The following is a 19,443-nucleotide window of genomic DNA, read 5'->3' on the forward strand; positions in this document are numbered from 1 at the left end:
TGCTTTCCGTTGTTGATCATACTGTCCTGCTGCTGTACCAGCGACTCGTAAGAGCGTAGTATCTCGCCGCTGTTGCCTCCTTTGCGGTATTGCTGGTAGGCCGACTGGTAAATGGAAAAGTTACGGCTGTTTATCAGCAGGCTGCTGTCGCACTGGATAATGATGGTATCGCCTTTGGTAAGCCGGTAGTTACTGCTGCCGGCACAGGTATTAAAGAATTTGAGCCTGCCCTGTGCACCGGCGTGCAGTACGGGCAGCAGGCCTGCAAGCAGCAGCAGGCAGCATTTGAGGTACGTTTGCATGGGGTTGAAAATTTTTTATTTCAGGTCTTCGGTAACAATTTCGTCTGCAGGCTGGTAGTTGCTCAATACTTTGATGCGCTCTTTAATACTGTCTATTTTCTCCTGGCTGTGTGTATCGCGTACCCGCTTTTCCAGGTCCATCAGCTCTGTCCTGTAGCGTATGTCGTTTATCAGTACGCGCTGCCGCTCCAGGTTGGCCTGTATGGAGTCCAGCCCGGCGCTGGCCTGCTGCAGCTGCACCATGGCGCTGTCCAGCTTCTTACGCGCTGTTTCCAGGTTGCGCACCGCCTGTTTAAGTCCGGCGCTGGAGCCAAAAAGGTTAAATCCAAGGTTAATTACAAGAACGGCAATAATAACAATGAAAAGAATTTTAGGGGCATTCGTGTTCATGGCAGTCAATTGTTGGGGTTATATATTACTTATAACAAATGTAACTCAAAATAATGGAATGGCAGCGCAGCAGCGCCGTTCATAAAAATAACCCGCAACAAAGTTTTGAACCATTATTTTTACGGTCTTTATTGCTAATTAACACGCTATCGTACTATGAGGAAAATGATCGCAACCGCGCTGGTGCTGGCATCCCTGGCCGCCCGGGCGCAAACGGTGGACAAAATCACTGACCCGGTAGACTGGGTAAACCCGCTGATGGGTACCGATTCCAGGGTTAGCTTATCCAACGGTAATACCTACCCGGCTATTGCCTGTCCCTGGGGCATGAACTTCTGGATGCCCCAAACCGGCAAAATGGGCAACGGGTGGGCTTATACTTATGATGCAGAAAAAATAAGAGGCTTTAAGCAAACGCACCAGCCCAGTCCCTGGATAAACGACTACGGCCAGTTTGCCATTATGCCTGTTACCGGCGCCATAAAATTCAATGAAGATGAAAGGGCCAGCTGGTTCTCCCACAAGGCGGAAGTAGCGCACCCTTACTATTACAGCGTATACCTGGCCGACCATGATGTGACCACTGAGATCACACCCACGGAAAGGGCCGCCCGCCTGCGTTTCACCTACCCGGCTACCGACAGCGCCTTTGTGGTAATAGATGCGCTGGACAAAGGCTCTTATATAAAGATCATCCCCGGGGAGAACAAGATCATTGGCTATACCACCAAGAACAGCGGCGGTGTGCCGGCTAACTTCAAAAACTACTTTGTACTGTATTTTGATAAGCCTTTCACCTACCAGGCCACCTTTAACGGCAAAAAGCTGAACAGCGGCGACCTGGAGGCGAAAGACGATCATGTGGGCGCTGTAATCGGCTTTGCCGCTAAAAAAGGAGAGCAGGTGAATGTAAAAGTAGCTTCCTCCTTCATTAGTCCTGAACAGGCAGAGCTGAACCTGCAGCAGGAAATCGGCAACAGCGATTTTGCTGCGGTTGAGCAAAAAGCCAAAGCCGCCTGGAATAAAGAGCTGGGCCGCCTGGCGGTAGAAGGCGGCACGGTAGAGCAAACACGCACCTTCTACTCCTGCCTGTACCGCGCCATGCTGTTCCCCCGCAAGTTCTATGAAATAGACGCTAAAGGCAAGGTAATGCACTACAGCCCGTACAACGGCGAAGTGCTGCCTGGCTATATGTTCACCGACAACGGTTTCTGGGACACTTTCCGTTCTGAATTTCCCTTCTTTACCCTTATGTACCCCACTATGGACGGGCACATTATGGAAGGGCTGGTAAATGCCTACAAGGAAAGCGGCTGGTTGCCGGAATGGGCCAGCCCCGGGCACCGCGACTGTATGATCGGTTCCAATTCCGCCTCCATTATTGCCGATGCTTACCTGAAAGGCATCCGTGGTTTTGATGTGAACACCGCCTACCAGGCCATCCTGAAAAATACAGAAAACGAAGGGCCTTTAACCTCCGTGGGCCGCAAAGGCGTAAAGTATTACAACGAGCTGGGTTACGTGCCCTACGATGTACATATCAACGAAAATACCGCCCGCACGCTGGAGTATGCATATGATGATTTTACCGTGTACCAGCTGGCGAAAGCGCTGAAACGCCCGGCCGATGAAATTGCCCGTTTTGCCAAACGCTGCCAGAACTACCGCAACGTATTTGACCCGGAAACAAAGCTGATGCGCGGTAAGAATAAAGACGGCAAGTTTGAAACGCCGTTTAACCCCTTTAAATGGGGCGACGCCTTTACCGAAGGTAACAGCTGGCATTACAGCTGGTCTGTATTTCATGACGTGCAGGGCCATATGGACCTGATGGGCGGCCGCGATGTATACGCCGGCATGCTGGACTCTGTATTTAAAATGCGCCCGGTGTTTGACGATAGCTACTATGGCGGCGTAATACACGAGATACGCGAAATGCAGATCATGAACATGGGCCAGTATGCCCACGGTAACCAGCCCATACAGCATATGATATACCTGTACAACTATGCCGGCCAGCCCTGGAAAGCCCAGTACTGGCTGCGTGAGGTTATGAACCGCCTGTACCTGCCTACCCCCGACGGGTATTGCGGGGATGAGGATAATGGTCAAACCTCTGCCTGGTACGTGTTTACAGCTTTAGGCTTTTACCCCGTTTGCCCGGGCACAGGACAGTATGTTATAGGCGCGCCGCTGTTCAAAAAGGCCACCCTGCAGCTGGAGAACGGCAAAAAGCTGGTGATCAGCGCACCGCAGAACAATGCCGGTAACCGCTATGTGCAGGAAGTGAAAGTAAACGGTAAAACCTATACGAAAAACTGGTTTGCACACAGCGCATTGCAGCAGGGCGGCACCATCACCTTTACCATGGGCGCAACGCCTAACAAGAGCAGGGGTACTGCGCCGGAAGCAGCGCCGTACTCCTTCTCCCGCGATGAGAAGCTGAAATAATCAGTACTTTTGTAGCACCTTTTAAGGGTTTGAAAAGCGAAGCAGCAGGTAAATACGGTATCTTACCTTGTACCTTGCCGCGTCGTTCTTCAAACCCTTATACATTTCACCATTAACCGTCTTAACTATTTCCTATGGCAAATCCATATATATCCCTGTTAGGTACAGCATGGCGGTTTGCCCGCCGGGAGCGGAAGAAGTATGTACTGGTATATGCCATGTTCCTGTTCGCCAACATTGCCTCCTCCCTTACCCCTTTTATTTTCGGCTGGTTTATAGGGCAGGTGCAGCGCGATACCGGCCGGGTGCTGTACTATACCATGCTGTATGCCGGCGGTTACTTTTTGCTAAAGCTGGCGGAGTGGAGCTTTCACGGCCCTGCCCGGGTAATGGAGCGGCAGCTGGCTTTTAACCTGAGCCGTAACTTTTTACAGGAGCGCTACCACCAGGCATTGCACCTGCCGGTAAAATGGCACCAGGACCATCACAGCGGCGCCACCATTAACCGTATACGTAAGGCATATGAGGCATTAAGGGAATTTTTTGACCGCGGCTTTATGTACCTGCATGCGTTGGCCAAATTCTTTTTTTCCGTAGCGGCCATGCTGTATTTTTCCCCGCTGTACGGCAGCATTGGCATATTGCTGGGCGCTTTCACCATCTGGATCATTTTCCGGTTCGATAAGCCTTTTATCCGCACGCTGGACCAGGTGAATGAACGCGAGCACGTGGTATCTTCCACGCTGTTCGACAGCCTTTCCAACATCATGACCGTTATTACCCTGCGCCTGGAGAAAAGCATGGAAACCGGCCTGCTGAAAAAAGTGCAGCACATTGCCAGCCCTTTCCGCAAAAATGTGAAGATCAATGAATGGAAGTGGTTTTGCGCCGATATGATGGTAACGCTTATCTACTGCGTAATTGCAGCAGGTTACGTGTACCAGCACTGGGAGCCGGGCAAAATATTTTATGTAGCCGGCCTGGTAACCCTGCTGGGATATGTAAACCAGTTTACCAGCGTGTTTCATGATATTGCCTGGCAGTACACTGATATTGTGCAGTATAACACCTACGTGCAAACGGCCGCCAACATCCGCGAAGCGTACCTGCAGCAGCACCGCGCAGATGCGCCTACGGACCTGCCAAACAGCTGGCGCACCATACGGGTAAAAAACCTGAGCTTCAGCCACCGGGAGCAGTATGATGCAGCCCATGCGCCGCAAAGCCTGCACGGGCTTAATATTACCATTGGCCGTGGCAGGCGCATTGCGCTGATAGGAGAGAGCGGCAGCGGCAAAAGCACGCTGCTGGCATTGCTCAGGGGCTTGTACAACCCGCAGCCGGGTATGCAGCTTACAGTAGATGGTGTACCTTACGGCCTGGAAACCATTAATGAAACAGTAACCCTGTTTCCGCAGGAGCCGGAGATATTTGAAAATACCATAGCCTATAATGTTACATTGGGCCTGCCTTTTAGTGAGGAAGATATTATGGCCGTTTGTGAAAGCGCCCATTTTACCGATGTGATAAAGCAGCTGCCCCAGGGGCTGGAGTCCGATATACGCGAAAAAGGCGTGAACCTTTCCGGCGGCCAGAAACAGCGCCTGGCGCTGGCCCGCGGCATACTGGCCGCCCGTGAAAGCGAGCTGGTGCTGCTGGATGAACCTACCAGCAGCGTAGATACTAAAACAGAGGCCATGATATACGATAAGCTGTTCAGGGCATTTGCAGATAAGGCGGTAATATCCGCTATGCATCGCCTGCACCTGCTAGGACAGTTTGATTACGTATATATACTGCGGCAGGGACATATTGTAGATGAAGGAACATTTGAGCATTTACGCGATCACAGCCCTGTTTTCCAGGAGCTTTGGAAGCACCAGAAAGATACGCTGGGCAAACATTACCAGTAACTGAACATTTTGGCATAACATTGGGTTTAATAGACTAAACGAATATTATGATGATCCGCGTTTTGGTATTGGCAGCGCTTTTCGCATGTTTATACGGTTGCGCCGGTTCCCCGTACGCAACCACCAATAAAGCACACAAGCAACAGGCAAAAGCTTTTTCAAAAGTAATACGCCAGCACCCCGAGCCTTTTTATATCGACTCTGTGCCGGATGTGCGCTGGTGGGCCGGCACCACCAACTTTGGCATCCGTAAGCCCAATTATGTGATCATTCACCATACAGCGCAGAACAGCTGCGAGCAAACCCTGCGCACCTTTACAATGCCCCACACACAGGTAAGCGCGCATTACGTGATTTGCCGCGATGGGGTGGTGCACCAGATGCTGAATGATTATTTGCGCGCATGGCATGGCGGCGTTGCACGCTGGGGTAACCTTACGGATATAAACTCGTCTTCCATTGGCATTGAGCTGGATAATAACGGGTACGAACCTTTTTCTCCGCAGCAGATACGCAGCCTGCTTATTCTGCTGGACACGCTGCAGCACCGTTATGCCATTCCCGCCGCTAACTTCATAGGCCATGGCGATATTGCGCCCGGCCGCAAGGTAGATCCCAGCGCCTACTTTCCCTGGCAGCAGCTGGCGGAAAAAGGCTTTGGCCTTTGGTATAAAGATACTACCGCCATTACAGTGCCGGATAGCTTCGATAACCTGCAGGGGCTGCGCATTATCGGGTATAATGTAAAAGACAGCAGCGCTGCCATTGCTGCGTTTAAACGGCATTACATTCCCGCAGACTCTACAACACTGGACACGTTAAGCACGGGGGAAAGAAAGATACTGTACAGCATTATGGAACAGAGCCGGTAAAAGATTATATTTATAATTCCTCCCGCCGCGCCGTACAGGAAGTAATTGGCGCCGCAGCTGCACAACGCAAGGCTGTTGCATTTGCACAACTAATAACGCGCCGGCAAACACATCTCCCGCAAGGCTGCTGCCACGGCGGTTTGTACCACCGTTAAAATATAAGATAGAACCCTAATACCCTATAATATTTGTAGAATAGTAAATTATGTACTACTTTTGGCCCGTAAATCAATCCATGCGATAAAATGACGACTGAAACGGTTTATACCGGTTACTGTAGCCAACAATCTACTGCTATTTCAGGCACCTTCATCCAGAACGATATGCCCGGCCCGGGCTGTTGTTAACAAACTTCGGATAATTTTTAATGCAGCATCTGTGACACAGGTGCTAAGGAGTTTTTGCGGTCGTTCAACCGCAGCATATTCCTATTGTCGTAACAAATCAATTAAAACCAGTTTTATCATGAAATTTTTACACGTCGTATTCCTGTCTGTGCTGTTACTGGTACAGAATAGTTACGGGCAGGATGCAAAGGTCACAGGGGTGGTCACCTTTAAAGCCGATGCACAGCGCGTGCCCGGCGCCGTAGTAACGGTAAAGGGTACCAGCAAAGGCACCCAAACAGATGCAGACGGCAAATATTCCATTGCCGCCAATGCTGGTGATACACTGCATTTCTCCTACATTGGCTATACCAGTGTGGATATACCGGTAAACAGTACGCACGTTATTAATGTGGCGCTGGAAAGCGCGGAAAGCCGCCTGCAGGAAGTAGTGGTAACGGCATTGGGCATTTCCCGCGAAAAAAGATCGCTGGGCTATGCCGTGCAGGAGCTGAAGTCGCGCGACATTACCGAAGCGCGCGAAACCAACCTGGTGAACGCTTTATCCGGTAAAATAGCCGGCGTTAATATCACCAACAGCCAGGGCGACCTGGGCTCATCCCGCATTGTGATACGCGGTGAAACCTCTATTGCCGGCAACAACCAGCCCCTGTTTGTGCTGGACGGTATTCCTATTGACAATAGCCAACTGGGCGTAGGCATTGCCACTGCCCGTGATTTTCCGAACGCTATTTCCGACCTGAACCCCGATGATATTGAATCCATCAGCGTGCTGAAAGGCCCCAATGCTGCCGCTTTGTACGGCTCACGCGCCGCCAATGGCGTGCTGGTGCTGAAGTCAAAAACCGGCCGCGGCGCAAAAGGCCTGGGCATTACAGTAAACTCCAGCGCTACCATGCAAACGTTGCTTACCCTGCCTAAATACCAGGATGTGTACGGCCAGGGTTCCGGCGGACAGTTTGACTATGTAGATGGTAAAGGCGGCGGTATTAACGACGGGGTGGATGAAAGCTGGGGCCCTAAGATGGACGGGCGCCTTATCCGCCAGTTCTTTTCCAACGGCCAGCCTGCGCCCTGGGTACCGCACCCGGATAATGTGCGCGATTTTTATGAAACCGGTTATGCGCTGAACAACGGGTTATCTGTTTCCAGCAGTAATGAAAAGCTGGACTACCGTTTTTCCTATAACAACACCAAACAAACCGGCTTGCTGCCCAACACCGGTATTACCCGTAATAACTTTACGTTTAACAGCACGTACCGCATAGCGCCTAAGCTTACATTAAGCACTTACGGCAGCTACATCCGCAGCGCGGCAGATAACCTGCCGGGTGTGGACGGCCGCCGCTCCAACAGCGTTACACTGCAGTTCATCTGGTTTGGCCGCCAGGTAGATACGAAGCTGCTGCGCAATTACAAAGATGCCAATGGCAACGATATTAACTGGAACCATAGCTACTACAGCAACCCTTACTGGATCCAGTATGAGAACACCGTGGCGCAGAACCGCAACCGTTTCTTTGGCAATGCCCGCCTCTCTTACCAGGTGCTTGACTGGTTAACCGCCAACCTGCGTATAGGTACGGATTATTATACAGACAGGCGTAAGTATAAGGTGGCATACGGCTCCAATGGCACACCGTACGGCTCTTATACAGAAGATGCTTATAACGTAACGGAAACCAACGGAGAGTTTACGCTGAATGCCACCAAAAAGCTGGGCAGCGATTTTAACCTGGATGTGCTGGCCGGCGGTAACATCCGCAATAACCAGCTGGAAAACAACTTTCAGCAGGCGCCCCGCCTGGCAGTAAAGGATGTGTACACGCTCAATAACTCCCGCGACCCGGTAATATCCACCAACTATTTTTCCAGGCTGCGTGTGTATAGCCTGTTTTCTTCTGCCCAGCTGAGTTTCAGGGAATATGCATTCCTGAACCTGACGGCGCGCAACGACTGGTCATCTACCTTGCCCAAAGGCAATAACTCCTACTTTTACCCCTCTGTAAATGCCAGCCTGGTGCTGAGCGAAGCCCTGCATATTCAAAGCAATGTGCTTTCGCTGCTGAAGGTGCGCGGCGGCTGGGCGCAGGTAGGTAAAGACACGGATCCGTACCAGCTGATCAACACCTACCCGTTCAACCAGCCCTTTGATAATAATCCGTTATTAACCGTATCAGATAAATTTTTGAAAGAAGACCTGAAGCCCGAGATTACCACCGCCACGGAAGCAGGCGTTGAGGTAGGATTGTTCAAAGACCGCGTACGGCTGGATGCAACCTACTATAACTCCAACAGCTCTAACCAGATACTGCTGGCGGATGTAAGTCCTACCACCGGTTACCTCAAAAAGCTGCTGAATGCCGGTAAGATCAACAACCACGGGGTAGAAGTAACCCTGGGCGTAACGCCGGTAAGCACCGCCGCTGGTTTTCGTTGGGATGTGGACGTGAATTACTCCCGCAACGTTAGCAAGGTAGTGGAGCTGGATAAGGATGGTTTCCTGAATGATTATGTACTGGGCAGCAGCGGCAACATACAGGTGCTGGCCAGCAAGGGGCAGCGTTATGGCGCTTTGTTCGGCAAGGCTTTCCTGCGCAATGATAACGGGCAGATAGTGGTAAATGCAGACGGCGCCCCGGCCATTGATCCTAACAAAAAGATACTGGGTTATTACACGCCCAAATGGATAGGCAGCATTAACAATGCATTTTCCTACAAGGGTTTCAGCATCAGCTTTTTGATTGATACCAAGCAGGGTGGCTCCATCTGGTCCGGCACCAACTACACGGGTATTTACACCGGCGTGCTGGCCGAAAGCCTGCCTGGCCGCGATGCTGAACATGGCGGCTTGCCCTATTATTACCCCGGTAATGATAAAACCAAAACACCGGTGCAGCTGCCCGACCACAATACCGGTGCGCCCGGCGATGCAACGGTGTATCACGACGGTATGATCTTCAACGGCGTAACGGCAGATGGTAAGCAAAACACCACTATACTGCCCGCACAGTCTTACTACAAAGCCGTTTACAACAGCAGCCTCAATGAAAGCAGCGTGTATGACGCCTCATTCATTAAGCTGCGTGAAGTAAGAATCGGTTATACCTTCCCCCATGAGCTGATCCGTGGCTGGCGCTTCCAGGACCTGAACATTACGCTCACCGGCCGTAACCTGTGGATCATTGATAAAAAAGTGCCCAACATCGACCCGGAAACCGCCTTTAACACCGGTAACGGGCAGGGCCTGGAAACCTTGCAGATACCTACCGCCCGCAGCTTTGGCATTAACCTCAGGGCATCATTTTAATTGTGAACGCGAAACTGAACTAACATGAAAAAGTCAATATTCATATATACCTTATGGTTAGCGCTGCCGCTGGTGGTTATTATAAGCAGCTGCCAGAAACAGCTGGAGCGTATTAACCAGAACCCGAACGAACCAGGGACCGTGCAGCCGGATTACCTGCTGAGCAACGGCATTAAAGCCAATGTAGATACCTACTGGGGCAATGAGGCAACTATGGAAGCCACTTTGCTGTATGTACAGTATTGGTCTAAGATACAGTATACAGATCCGGACCGTTATATTCCCGCAGCCGCCAACATACAAACCGTATGGAGCAATTTTTACGCACAGGGAATTGAGGATTTTACCACGCTCATTCAGCTGGGCGATAGTTTGCCCAATCCCAACTACAAGGCAGTGGGGTTGATTATGCGGGCCTGGCTGTTCCAAACGGTAACAGACCTGTTTGGTAACGCGCCTTACTCACAGGCTGCCAGCATTCAGCAATACCTTACGCCTGAATATGACAAGCAGCAAGATATTTACACCGGTATTCTTGCAGAGCTGAAAACTGCCGTGCAGCTGATAAACGAAAATGGTGACCCTATACAGGGAGATATTCTGCTGAACGGAAATATGCGCTTATGGAAGAAGTTTGCCAACGGCCTGCGCCTGCGTACCGCCATCCGTATTGCCGACCGGTTGCCGGATGTGTCCAAAGCGGTATTTGCGGAAGTGGGCATTGATGCCGCTTCGCTGCTGGCAGACAATGCGGAGAATATACAGCTGAACTACAAAGCATCTCCCAACCAAAACCCGGTAGGCCGCAACCGCGAAACCCGGAACGACTACCGCATCAGCAAAACCATTATTGATAAGCTAAAGGCGCTCAATGATCCCCGTTTAACCATTTATGCAGCGCCGGCTAAAGATACCAGCGTGCATGACCTTATTGGCGTAACCAATGGGCTGCCGGTAGATTCCGCTGCCCGCCTGGGTTTTGACAGAACCTCCGACATTGGCGCAGTATTTACTGCCTCTACCGCCCCTGCAGTGTTGTTCAGCTATGCCGAGCAGCTGTTCATCCAGGCAGAAGCAGCGCAACGCGGCTGGCTAAGCGGCAGCGCTGCCGCTTATTATAACCGTGCGGTTACTGCTTCGCTGAAACAATATGGCGTGGCTGACTCGCTGGTCAATAAATATTTAAGCCAGCCCGCAGTGGCATACAGTTCCACTAACTACAAGCAATCCATCGGTGATCAAAAATGGCTGGCGCTTTTTGGCAATGGCCTGGAAGCTTTTGCAGAATGGCGCCGCCTGGATTACCCGCAGCTGAAGCCCGCTTACGCCGGTGTATTGCAGGGAAAGATACCCTTACGTTTAACATACCCCTCCACGGAGCAGGCGGTAAACCGGGAAAATTACCAGGGTGCCGTAGCTACGCAGGGGCCGGATGTGCTCACAACCAGGTTGTGGTTTGATGCATATTAAAGCGGAAAGCAGAAAGCATAAAGCCAAAAGCCATTGTAGCAGATACAATGGCTTTTGGCTTTTTAGAAACAGCTGGTTACAGTTGTTTCTGGAAAAGCACCGGGTATTTCTTTTCCATTTCCTTTTGCTGCAGGGGATCTATTTTATGAAACTCCTGCAGGTATTTATCCCGCGCAATATGATCTTTCAATGAGTCCTGCGCCCGTACAACCGCATCCATTAAATTACCGCGGGCGCCCATCATTACAGTGCCCTGGTATTTAAAGCGTACATAAGCCGGCAGCTTTTGCGTGCGGGCGTAGGTAGCTTTCCAGTAGGAGATAAGGGTACTGTCAAATGCATTTTTCCTGCGGGGCACTGCCTGGTCATTTACTTTTATATTCACCATAGAGTCTACTATGATAAACTGGGTATCAGGCACCTCCGGCGCAGGGCCCAGGTCGGGTACGGCGGTAATGGCGCTGGCTTTGGCAGCAGTATCGGTATCGGCCCCGGTGGCGTTTTTGTTGGAGGTAGAGTGTGTGCAGGCCGTCAATAACAAACCCGCACAAAAGGTTAGCGCCTGTCGTGATGTAATAGAAATCATAACAATGCAGTTTAGGTCACGCGTTGTTCCTGCAATATTGATGCCCGCATTATTCAAATACGAATTGCATCATGGCGCCGGCGTTCTTCCACCGTCTACCGGGATATTGGTGCCTGTTATGTAGCTGGCCGCCGGCGATGCCAGGAAGGCTACCAGCGCCGCCACTTCTTCCGGCTGTCCAAAACGTTTCATCGGTATCTCCGACAGCCATTCCTGCTCAATATCTGCTTCGGGCACATTACGGCTTTCCGCACTGCCTTTAATAATGGAATGCAGGCGGGCAGTAGCTGTAGCGCCCGGCAGTACATTGTTTACTGTAATACCATATTGCGCCAACTCGCCGGCCATGGTTTTGGCCCAGGCGGCTACCGCCCAGCGTGTGGTATTGGACACGCCTAAATTCCTGAGCGGAGTTTTTACTGAAGTGGAAATTATATTAATGATGCGGCCGTAACCGGCTGCCGTCATACCCGGTATTGTAGCCTGTGCTAGAATGTGATTGCATACCAGGTGCTGGTTGTAGGCTTCTGTAAAAGCATGCACCTTGGCGTCAAGAATAGGGCCGGGTGCCGGGCCGCCGGTATTGTTAACCAGTATATGTATGGTGCGGGTTTCCGTAAGGGAGGTCACTACCTGCTCTACCCAGGAGGGGTCGCGGAAATCGGCTATTACATAATGATGCTGCTGTTGTGCGCTGGTGTTCAGCAGTGACTTTGCCTTTTTCAGCCGGGCTTCTGTTTTTGAAAGCAGTATGCATTCTGCGCCGGCCGCTGCCAGCTCTTTTGCCGCAGCCAGGCCAATACCCTGGGAGCTGCCGCATACCAGCGCGGTTTTCCCTTTTAATGAAAGTTCCATGGTGCCCGTTGTTTAATTAACAATGAGGAATTAATAAGCTATTAATACCTGTAAACCACTAATATCCGGATTAATGCAACATTGTCAATTATAAATTTATACCCGTATATAAATGCGTTTGCGGTCCAGTATTTTTCCAACGCTCCAGCAAAACAGCATGTAAGCCACTGCAAACAGCAGGGAACCTACCTTGCCCGGTGCAATGGGCTGAAAAATATGGCCGTTTATCCATCTATATACGGAAACATTGCCTGCCTGGATGAAATACAGGAATATCACCACTACCTCCGACAGGAGATACAGGAACAAAGGATTTTTGCCGAATACCGTGAAAAAGCCGGTCCAGCCGGCGGCCTGTTTAAAGTCGATAATATAAATCAGCAGCGACAGCAGCAGCAGGTCAATGCCTACCGTGTACAGCACATACGAGCTTGTCCAGATCTTTTTATTAATGGGCAAAGCCAGGTTCCACAGCTGCGCAGCAATAATAAGCACAATGCCTGCGGTAATAAGGCGGATAAGGCCCTTTTGTGTTTTACCCTCCTGCTGTATGAACAGGCCGGTGTAATAGCCTGCCACCACATTTACGATAGCCGGCAGCGTGCTTAATATGCCTTCGGGATCAAATGGAAAACCTTCGCCCTTATACAGGTGGCTGTCGCCCATAATAAAGCGGTCAAAACGCAGTACGGCGTTGCCATGTAAGCCATACTGGTCGCCCGGCAGGCCAAATACCCATAGTATAAGCCAGTAGCCCAGCAGCAGCACGGCCGATAAAGCCCATACGCCTTTCTTCGGCAAAAAGTAGATCATCAGCGAAGCAATCCCGTAACACAGCGCAATGCGCTGTAAAACACCCAGTATGCGGGTGTCGCCAATGGGAATAAGCTCCCATCCGCCGCTGGCCGAGTGCCTTACAAAAGGCAGCCAGTACATCAGGAATCCCAGTAAGAAGATCAGGAAGGTTCTGCGGAATATCTTGCTGAGCACAGCGCTGGTGCCCAGCTGCGTGTATTTGCGCATACTAAAGCTCATGGCGTTGCCTACGGCAAACAGGAAAGAAGGGAACACCAGGTCTGTAGGCGTGCAGCCGTGCCAGTGAGCATGGCTGAGTGGTGCAAAAGTGTCTTCGGTACCGGGCGTGTTTACAATGATCATGAAGCATACGGTCATGCCCCGGAACACATCCAGCGGTAAAAATCTTTGTGGTGCTGACGACATAAGGTGCAGGAATTAGTTTCGAATAATACGTAAAAAACGTTGTTTTTCCTACATTAGCGGCAAATGTCCAAACAGGTTAATCGAAAAGTTACCATAGCCGATATTGCCCGGGAGCTGAATCTCACCGGGGCCACGGTGTCGCGGGCATTAAATAACCGCAAGGGCACCAGCGAAGATACCCGCAAGCTGGTGCAGGCAGCGGCAGAGCGTATGAACTATCACCGCGACCGTATTGCCTACTCCCTGCGGGCCGGCCGTACCAATATCATAGGTGTTATCATTCCCAGCGCGGAAATCAATTTTTTTGGGTCTGTAGTACATGGCATTGAGAATATGGCCAACAGGCACGGTTATAATGTGCTCATTTACCAGTCGAACGAGCAGCCGGAGTTTGAGCAAAAGGGGATCTCCACCTTCCTGGGAACCCGGGTAGATGGTATATTGGCCTCCATTGCCAAAGAAACCACCAACTTTAAACATTACCTGGAAATTAAGGAGCGGGGCCTGCCACTGGTATTTTTCGACCGCGCTAACGATAGCCTGAACATACCGTCGGTGGTGGTAGATGATTTCAAAGGCGCCTATTATGCCACCGAACACCTGGTACACCAGGGGTACCAGCGTATTGCGCATATTGCGGGGCAGCAGCACCTGAAAATATTCCGCGACCGGTTGGAAGGGTACAAGGCGGCCCTTGTTGCCAATAACCTGCCGGTAGAGGAAGCCCTGATCTTTAACGGGAATGTGTCTATTGAAGCCGGCCGTCAGGCCATTGGCCACTTCCTGTCGCTTCCAGCGCCGCCGGATGCTGTTTTTGCAGTGGAAGATTTTTCTGCCCTGGGCGCCATCAAAGAGCTGAAAGACCGGCACATTGCCATCCCGGATGATTTTGGGGTAGTAGGCTTTGCCAATGAGTCGTTCGGGGAGCACATCACCCCCAGCCTGAGCAGCATTGACCAGCAAACCGTGCAAATGGGCAAGGAGGCTTTTAAGCTGCTGCTGGAGCTGATTGAAGAAGGAGGTGAAGCAGTAAAGCATAATACCAAATCCAGGATCATACTGGAGCCGGTGCCGGTTTTCCGGCAGTCCAGCCAAAGAAAGCAGTAAGCACTACAGATTTGCGGTACGTTTATCCACCAGCCGTTATCCCGCGTAGGCGGTCCTTCACAGGCCAGCAGTGTCAATTACGACCCCGTTTTACGGAGCATGAATGCCATTGAAAATCATTAAAACAGCTGGCTATGAAGCTTTAGCTTCACGGGGCATGATTATGCAGGATTAATTTAGGCTATCAGCATTATAGCACTAACGGCTGTTATATTCACAGATGCATTATAGGGATTAATTGATACCTGCTTGCTGTACTTCAGTATTTTTAATCCCGGTAAGCGAGCCATGGTACTGGACGATAAAACAAACTGCTTGCTGTACTTCACCATTTTTTATTTCCGCGTTCATCGCCTGCACTGCCTTTCTACATCTGATCCTGTTACTTACTTTTTAATTCTTAATTCTTGTTCCCCATCTACCTCAAAAATTTTCCCTTGTAAATATCAACGTAATCGATTACTTTTATTTTTACAATTTTCAGAAGCAAACATTTGTTTTTAATAGCGTAATCGATTACGTAAAATCGACAAAAACTAATTAAAAGAATTCCACATGCAATTGCAAGACATTGAACCAGCCATTAGAGAATCATCCAGGCCGGCAGCGGCCCTTCAGGCATTTTGCGAAACGCATTTTGATGCCGCGCCGCTAGTAGTACAGGCCGCGGGCCGTATTAACCTGATCGGGGAGCATACGGATTATAACAATGGCTTTGTATTGCCGGCCGCTATTGATAAGGCCATTTACCTGGGCATTATTAAGCGCAATGACCGGCAGCTGCGTTTTCACGCGCTGGACCTGGATGATCATTATACCGGCAGCCTGGATAGCCTGGCCTCTTCGCCGCAGCACTGGCCCGATTATCTCCTGGGCGTTGTGCAGCAGCTGCAGCAAAAAGGTTATCCCATACAGGGCTTTGAATGCGCCTTTGGTGGTAATATTCCCCAGGGGGCCGGCCTTTCATCTTCGGCTGCGCTGGAATGCGCTGTACTGTTTGCCCTGAACCAGCTGTTTGAGCTCAATCTCTCCAAAATAGAGATGGCCCGCCTGGCGCAGGCCGCGGAAAATAACTTTGTAGGCGTACGTTGCGGCATTATGGACCAGTTTGCAAGCATCTTTGGCAAACGCCAGCATCTTATAAAGCTCGACTGCGGCTCGCTGGAGCACGAATACATTCCTTTCCGCTTTGATGATGTTAAGCTGGTTTTGCTGGACACGCAGGTAAAACATTCCCTGGCGTCCTCTGAATACAATACCCGCCGGGCGGAGTGCGAGCAGGGGGTGCAGCTGGTAAGCCGGCATCATCCCGACGTAAGCAGCCTGCGGCAGGTTACCCTGGATATGCTGGATGCGTACGTGAAACCTGTGAACGCAGTTACGTATAACCGCTGCCGGTATGTGGTGGAAGAAATTCAGCGCCTGCAGGATGCCTGTACAGACCTCATTAACGATGATCTTTCTGCTTTCGGGCAGCGTATGTTTACCACCCATGAAGGGTTGGATAAACTATACAATGTAAGCTGCGCTGAGCTGAACTGGCTGGCAGCCATGGCTTCCCGCGAAGCTGGCGTGCTGGGCGCCCGTATGATGGGAGGCGGTTTTGGCGGCTGCACCATTAACATTGTAAAAGCAGATGCCGTGCCCGGTTTTATTGCCAAAGCGGGGCAGGGGTATCAGCAGCAGTTCAATGTGCCGCTAAAGGCTTATGTAACCAGTATTGAGGATGGCTGCAAGGTAATGGCGTAACAAAACCGGCATTGATACTCATTTATAAACGATGCAATTACAAGGAGTGGCACACCGGAGATGGTGTGCCACATTTTATTTTCAGAACATACATTCCACTCCGCCAAAATAGTTGCGGCCAGGCGCTGGATTATAGTACCGCTTACCTACGGCATTTAAATCGTTACCCAGGCTGTACGACTGGTTCAGCAGGTTGTCGGCTCCAACGTAAACGGATATACGGCATTTACCGGTATGGGGTATCTGCCAGCCGGCTTTGCACTGTACCAGGTTGTAGGAACGGGCAAAGGCGGTATTGGCGTCATCCAGCGGCAGCTGGTCGGTGAAATTATGCTGCCCGAAAACATACACACCGGCCGGCAGCTGCAGCAGCAGGCTGTTTACGGCTACCTGCCTGGGCACGCCGGTTAGCAGGTTGCCGGAAAAATCCTGGCCGGCGCTGATATAATCGCTGAAACGGAAATGGCTGTAGGTATAGCTGCTTTGCCACTGCAGGCCACGGAGCACGCCATGCCGGCGCGGCTCCAGTAACCACAGCATACCCTGGGCCTCTACGCCGGTTTGGTGTGTGCCGCCGGCATTGGTAAAATATTCGGTGCCATCATCGTGCAGGTTGCGTACAATGGCATTTTGCAGCCGGTAGTAATACACAGAGGCGTCTATCCAGAAGCGGTTACGGTTGCCGCTCAGGCGCAGGCCGGCTTCATGGTTCCAGCCGGTTTCTGCCTGCAGGCGCGTATTAATAATGTTATCAGAGGCGCGCACTTCTGCAATAGCAGGGGTAGAGTAGCCGCGGCTAACGGTAACACGGGCTGCGAGTGCCGGTGTGATTAAATAGGAGAGTGAAAAGCGCGGCATCCATTGCGCATTGAACCTCCGGGTGCTGTCGCCCTTTTTACTGCTGAAATTATAATGGAAACAGTTCAGGCTTACCGCTGCTTCCCATATCCACCGGTTGTGCAGGTGCACACTCAGGCTGGTAAAATAAAAATGCTGCTGCGCCCGCAGCTTGTCGGCCGCCTGCACCGTATCTCTCTTGCCGCCCCGGTTGCCGTAATTTACAATATCGGAGCTGGTTACCTGCCACTCCAGGCCGGAGTTCCAGTTAACGGATATACCCGTTCCTGTTATATGTTTGTCATGCAGGGAAATGTAGGTACGTGCGCCTGCTGTATTTTCATCCCGGGCTTCGTAATTGGTAATAAAAGGATTTTCAAAATGGGTATTGGCCCCAAATACGGCAATCACATGTTCCCAGTTTGGGCCGATGTTGGCTTCGTGCACCAGCCCGCCCTGCGCGGTGCGGTTATACACTGCTGCTTTTTGTTCCACAGCGCCCGGCAGGGTAGCGGTAGCCGGCCGGGCTGCCCGCGGGTTGCTTAATGCCTGCGCTTCGGTAAGCCCGCCGGGAGTATGGTAGGAAAGATCGCTGTAAAAAGCCAGCAGCTTTAGCTTGTTGTGGGCATTGTACTGCCATTGCTGCGCGGTTTGCACGTAGTATCTTTTGGAAGCGCTGTTATCCCGGTAACCGTCGGCGCGCTGGTAGGCCTGGTACAGGCTTACCTGGTAGTTGCCGAATTGCTGCTGCCACCCGGCCTTTTCATGAAACAGGCCATAGGCCCCACCCTGCACAGCTGCCTGTACTTGCACGCTATCTGCCCGTAATCCCATAGGGTGTAATAGTATCACGCCGCCGGAGTTGGCGCCAAACAAGCTGCCATCGGGGCCTTTCAGTATTTCTGCACCCTGTATGCTGCCCGGGTCTGCCAGGTTAAGGTAGGTATTGCCGCCGGCGTCGGTAAAGGGAATTTCATCCATATATATTTTCACGTTCCGGATGCCAAAGGGGGAGCGCAGCAGGCTGCCTCTTATGGAAAGGCGGTAGCTGCCGGGAGAACGTTCTTCCATTCGTATGCCCGGTACCGTATTCATTGCCGGCACCAGGGTAGCGCCGGGCTGCAGCTGCAGCTGTTTGCTGGTAATAACGCTGGTTGAAGTGGGTACCTGCAGCAGGGTTTGCTTGCGCAAATAAGCCTCTACTACAATTTCGTGAAGCTGGCGCGTGGTATCCGTTTGCTGCGCTGCCAGCCGGGTAAAAGGCAGCAGCACCGCGGCAAAAAATAATAGCTGTTTCATTACGGAAACTAATGTAGAAAATATTCTTCAGGTATCAGGTTACTTTGTGTTTGCTGGTCAGATGGTGTTGCGTGCATCATATGCTTCAGGGTATCATCTTCCGTACGGCCCGGTCATGCGTTTCAATTTTACTGCGAACGGCCAACTGCCGGGCAGCATGCATTCTCCTACCGGTTGCATGTTTCACTTTTACTGCGGTACGGGCCAATTATCAGGCAGCATGCATTCTCCTACCGGTCACACGTTTCAATTTTACTGCGAACGGCCAACTGCCAGGCGGCATGCATTCTCCTATCTGTTTGCATGTTTCACTTTTACTGCGTACGGGCCAACTATCGGGCAGCATACATTCTCCTGCCGGTCGTACGTTTCACTTGTACCGTATACTGCCGACTGCCCTGCATGCACTTCACTTTTACCGCGTACCTCTCAAAAACAGGCCTGAAATGTGCAAGCGGAGCCTGATATTAATAATAGGTGTAAAAAAAGTTTACCCCGCTGTTTGGAATTTTGAATTACCAATGTATATTTGTCTACCAATTCTATAGAGAATATAGAAAATAGAATTACCACCCATGAGTACACGGCTCAGTACTCAGGCAGTTGTTGTCCCACCAGCTTAACACTGCCGGCCGGCCATTGTGAACTATAAACAGGTACGAAACGATTTTCTATGCCATAAATGCCCAGGTAGTTGGTGGCAAAAAACACCGCATCTACCCTGGAGCTTTTAA

At 51.1% G+C, this 19,443-nt stretch carries 13 protein-coding genes; 7 read left to right on the top strand and 6 right to left on the bottom strand.

What is annotated here, in order from left to right:
• Together VFS25_RS09295 and VFS25_RS09300 are read right to left on the bottom strand one after the other, a co-directional pair.
• Positions 1-302, bottom strand: a 302-nt coding sequence (locus VFS25_RS09295; protein ID WP_326461858.1) for a hypothetical protein, incomplete at its 3' end; no start/stop codon positions are given.
• Positions 303-317: 15 nt separating this feature from the next.
• Positions 318-692, bottom strand: coding sequence for a hypothetical protein (locus VFS25_RS09300; protein ID WP_326461859.1), 375 nt, complete (start codon positions 690-692; stop codon positions 318-320).
• A 156-nt stretch (positions 693-848) separates the two neighbouring features.
• Here VFS25_RS09300 and VFS25_RS09305 point away from each other — a divergent pair, with 156 nt between their 5' ends.
• From VFS25_RS09305 to VFS25_RS09325, 5 genes are all read left to right on the top strand, one after another.
• The gene (locus tag VFS25_RS09305) at positions 849-3,143 is read left to right on the top strand and encodes a GH92 family glycosyl hydrolase (RefSeq protein WP_326461860.1); all 2,295 of its coding nucleotides are present in this window, start codon (positions 849-851) and stop codon (positions 3,141-3,143) included.
• Between the two features lie 134 nt (positions 3,144-3,277).
• Complete coding sequence (locus VFS25_RS09310) at positions 3,278-5,056, top strand: ABC transporter ATP-binding protein (RefSeq protein ID WP_326461861.1); 1,779 nt, start codon at positions 3,278-3,280, stop codon at positions 5,054-5,056.
• A gap of 47 nt (positions 5,057-5,103) precedes the next feature.
• Positions 5,104-5,928 (top strand): N-acetylmuramoyl-L-alanine amidase, encoded by an 825-nt coding sequence (locus VFS25_RS09315; RefSeq protein ID WP_326461862.1) that lies wholly within the window; start codon positions 5,104-5,106, stop codon positions 5,926-5,928.
• A gap of 465 nt (positions 5,929-6,393) precedes the next feature.
• Complete coding sequence (locus VFS25_RS09320) at positions 6,394-9,585, top strand: SusC/RagA family TonB-linked outer membrane protein (RefSeq protein ID WP_326461863.1); 3,192 nt, start codon at positions 6,394-6,396, stop codon at positions 9,583-9,585.
• Positions 9,586-9,609: 24 nt separating this feature from the next.
• Positions 9,610-11,055 carry a SusD/RagB family nutrient-binding outer membrane lipoprotein gene (locus tag VFS25_RS09325; protein ID WP_326461864.1) on the top strand — a complete coding sequence of 482 codons (1,446 nt, stop codon included), beginning with the start codon at positions 9,610-9,612 and terminating at the stop codon, positions 11,053-11,055.
• Between the two features lie 76 nt (positions 11,056-11,131).
• On the opposite strand, the gene VFS25_RS09330 is transcribed toward VFS25_RS09325, so the two are convergent.
• The 3 genes from VFS25_RS09330 to VFS25_RS09340 all read right to left on the bottom strand — a co-directional run bounded on the left by VFS25_RS09330 (position 11,132) and on the right by VFS25_RS09340 (position 13,717).
• Positions 11,132-11,641 (bottom strand): hypothetical protein, encoded by a 510-nt coding sequence (locus tag VFS25_RS09330; protein WP_326461865.1) that lies wholly within the window; start codon positions 11,639-11,641, stop codon positions 11,132-11,134.
• A 69-nt stretch (positions 11,642-11,710) separates the two neighbouring features.
• Positions 11,711-12,496 (bottom strand): SDR family oxidoreductase, encoded by a 786-nt coding sequence (locus VFS25_RS09335; protein ID WP_326461866.1) that lies wholly within the window; start codon positions 12,494-12,496, stop codon positions 11,711-11,713.
• Between the two features lie 96 nt (positions 12,497-12,592).
• On the bottom strand, positions 12,593-13,717 hold the full coding sequence (locus VFS25_RS09340; RefSeq protein WP_326461867.1) for a DUF5009 domain-containing protein: 1,125 nt from the start codon (positions 13,715-13,717) through the stop codon (positions 12,593-12,595).
• Positions 13,718-13,780: 63 nt separating this feature from the next.
• Between VFS25_RS09340 and VFS25_RS09345 the strand changes: the two genes are divergently transcribed.
• On the top strand, positions 13,781-14,824 hold the full coding sequence (locus tag VFS25_RS09345; protein ID WP_326461868.1) for a LacI family DNA-binding transcriptional regulator: 1,044 nt from the start codon (positions 13,781-13,783) through the stop codon (positions 14,822-14,824).
• 555 nt (positions 14,825-15,379) lie between these two features.
• Positions 15,380-16,573, top strand: coding sequence for a galactokinase (galK, locus tag VFS25_RS09350; protein WP_326461869.1), 1,194 nt, complete (start codon positions 15,380-15,382; stop codon positions 16,571-16,573).
• Positions 16,574-16,654: 81 nt separating this feature from the next.
• On the opposite strand, the gene VFS25_RS09355 is transcribed toward galK, so the two are convergent.
• Positions 16,655-18,709 (bottom strand): TonB-dependent receptor, encoded by a 2,055-nt coding sequence (locus tag VFS25_RS09355; protein ID WP_326461870.1) that lies wholly within the window; start codon positions 18,707-18,709, stop codon positions 16,655-16,657.
• Positions 18,710-19,443 lie beyond the last annotated feature (734 nt).

The organism is Chitinophaga sp. (assembly GCF_035761305.1).
GTDB lineage: Bacteria > Bacteroidota > Bacteroidia > Chitinophagales > Chitinophagaceae > Chitinophaga.

Bases quoted from the DNA above. Each gene is read 5' to 3' on its own strand.
- VFS25_RS09300 (WP_326461859.1), bottom strand. From the start codon at position 692: ATGAACACGAATGCCCCTAAAATTCTTTTCATTGTTATTATTGCCGTT.
- VFS25_RS09305 (WP_326461860.1), top strand. From the start codon at position 849: ATGAGGAAAATGATCGCAACCGCGCTGGTGCTGGCATCCCTGGCCGCC.
- VFS25_RS09310 (WP_326461861.1), top strand. From the start codon at position 3,278: ATGGCAAATCCATATATATCCCTGTTAGGTACAGCATGGCGGTTTGCC.
- VFS25_RS09315 (WP_326461862.1), top strand. From the start codon at position 5,104: ATGATGATCCGCGTTTTGGTATTGGCAGCGCTTTTCGCATGTTTATAC.
- VFS25_RS09320 (WP_326461863.1), top strand. From the start codon at position 6,394: ATGAAATTTTTACACGTCGTATTCCTGTCTGTGCTGTTACTGGTACAG.
- VFS25_RS09325 (WP_326461864.1), top strand. From the start codon at position 9,610: ATGAAAAAGTCAATATTCATATATACCTTATGGTTAGCGCTGCCGCTG.
- VFS25_RS09330 (WP_326461865.1), bottom strand. From the start codon at position 11,641: ATGATTTCTATTACATCACGACAGGCGCTAACCTTTTGTGCGGGTTTG.
- VFS25_RS09335 (WP_326461866.1), bottom strand. From the start codon at position 12,496: ATGGAACTTTCATTAAAAGGGAAAACCGCGCTGGTATGCGGCAGCTCC.
- VFS25_RS09340 (WP_326461867.1), bottom strand. From the start codon at position 13,717: ATGTCGTCAGCACCACAAAGATTTTTACCGCTGGATGTGTTCCGGGGC.
- VFS25_RS09345 (WP_326461868.1), top strand. From the start codon at position 13,781: ATGTCCAAACAGGTTAATCGAAAAGTTACCATAGCCGATATTGCCCGG.
- galK (WP_326461869.1), top strand. From the start codon at position 15,380: ATGCAATTGCAAGACATTGAACCAGCCATTAGAGAATCATCCAGGCCG.
- VFS25_RS09355 (WP_326461870.1), bottom strand. From the start codon at position 18,709: ATGAAACAGCTATTATTTTTTGCCGCGGTGCTGCTGCCTTTTACCCGG.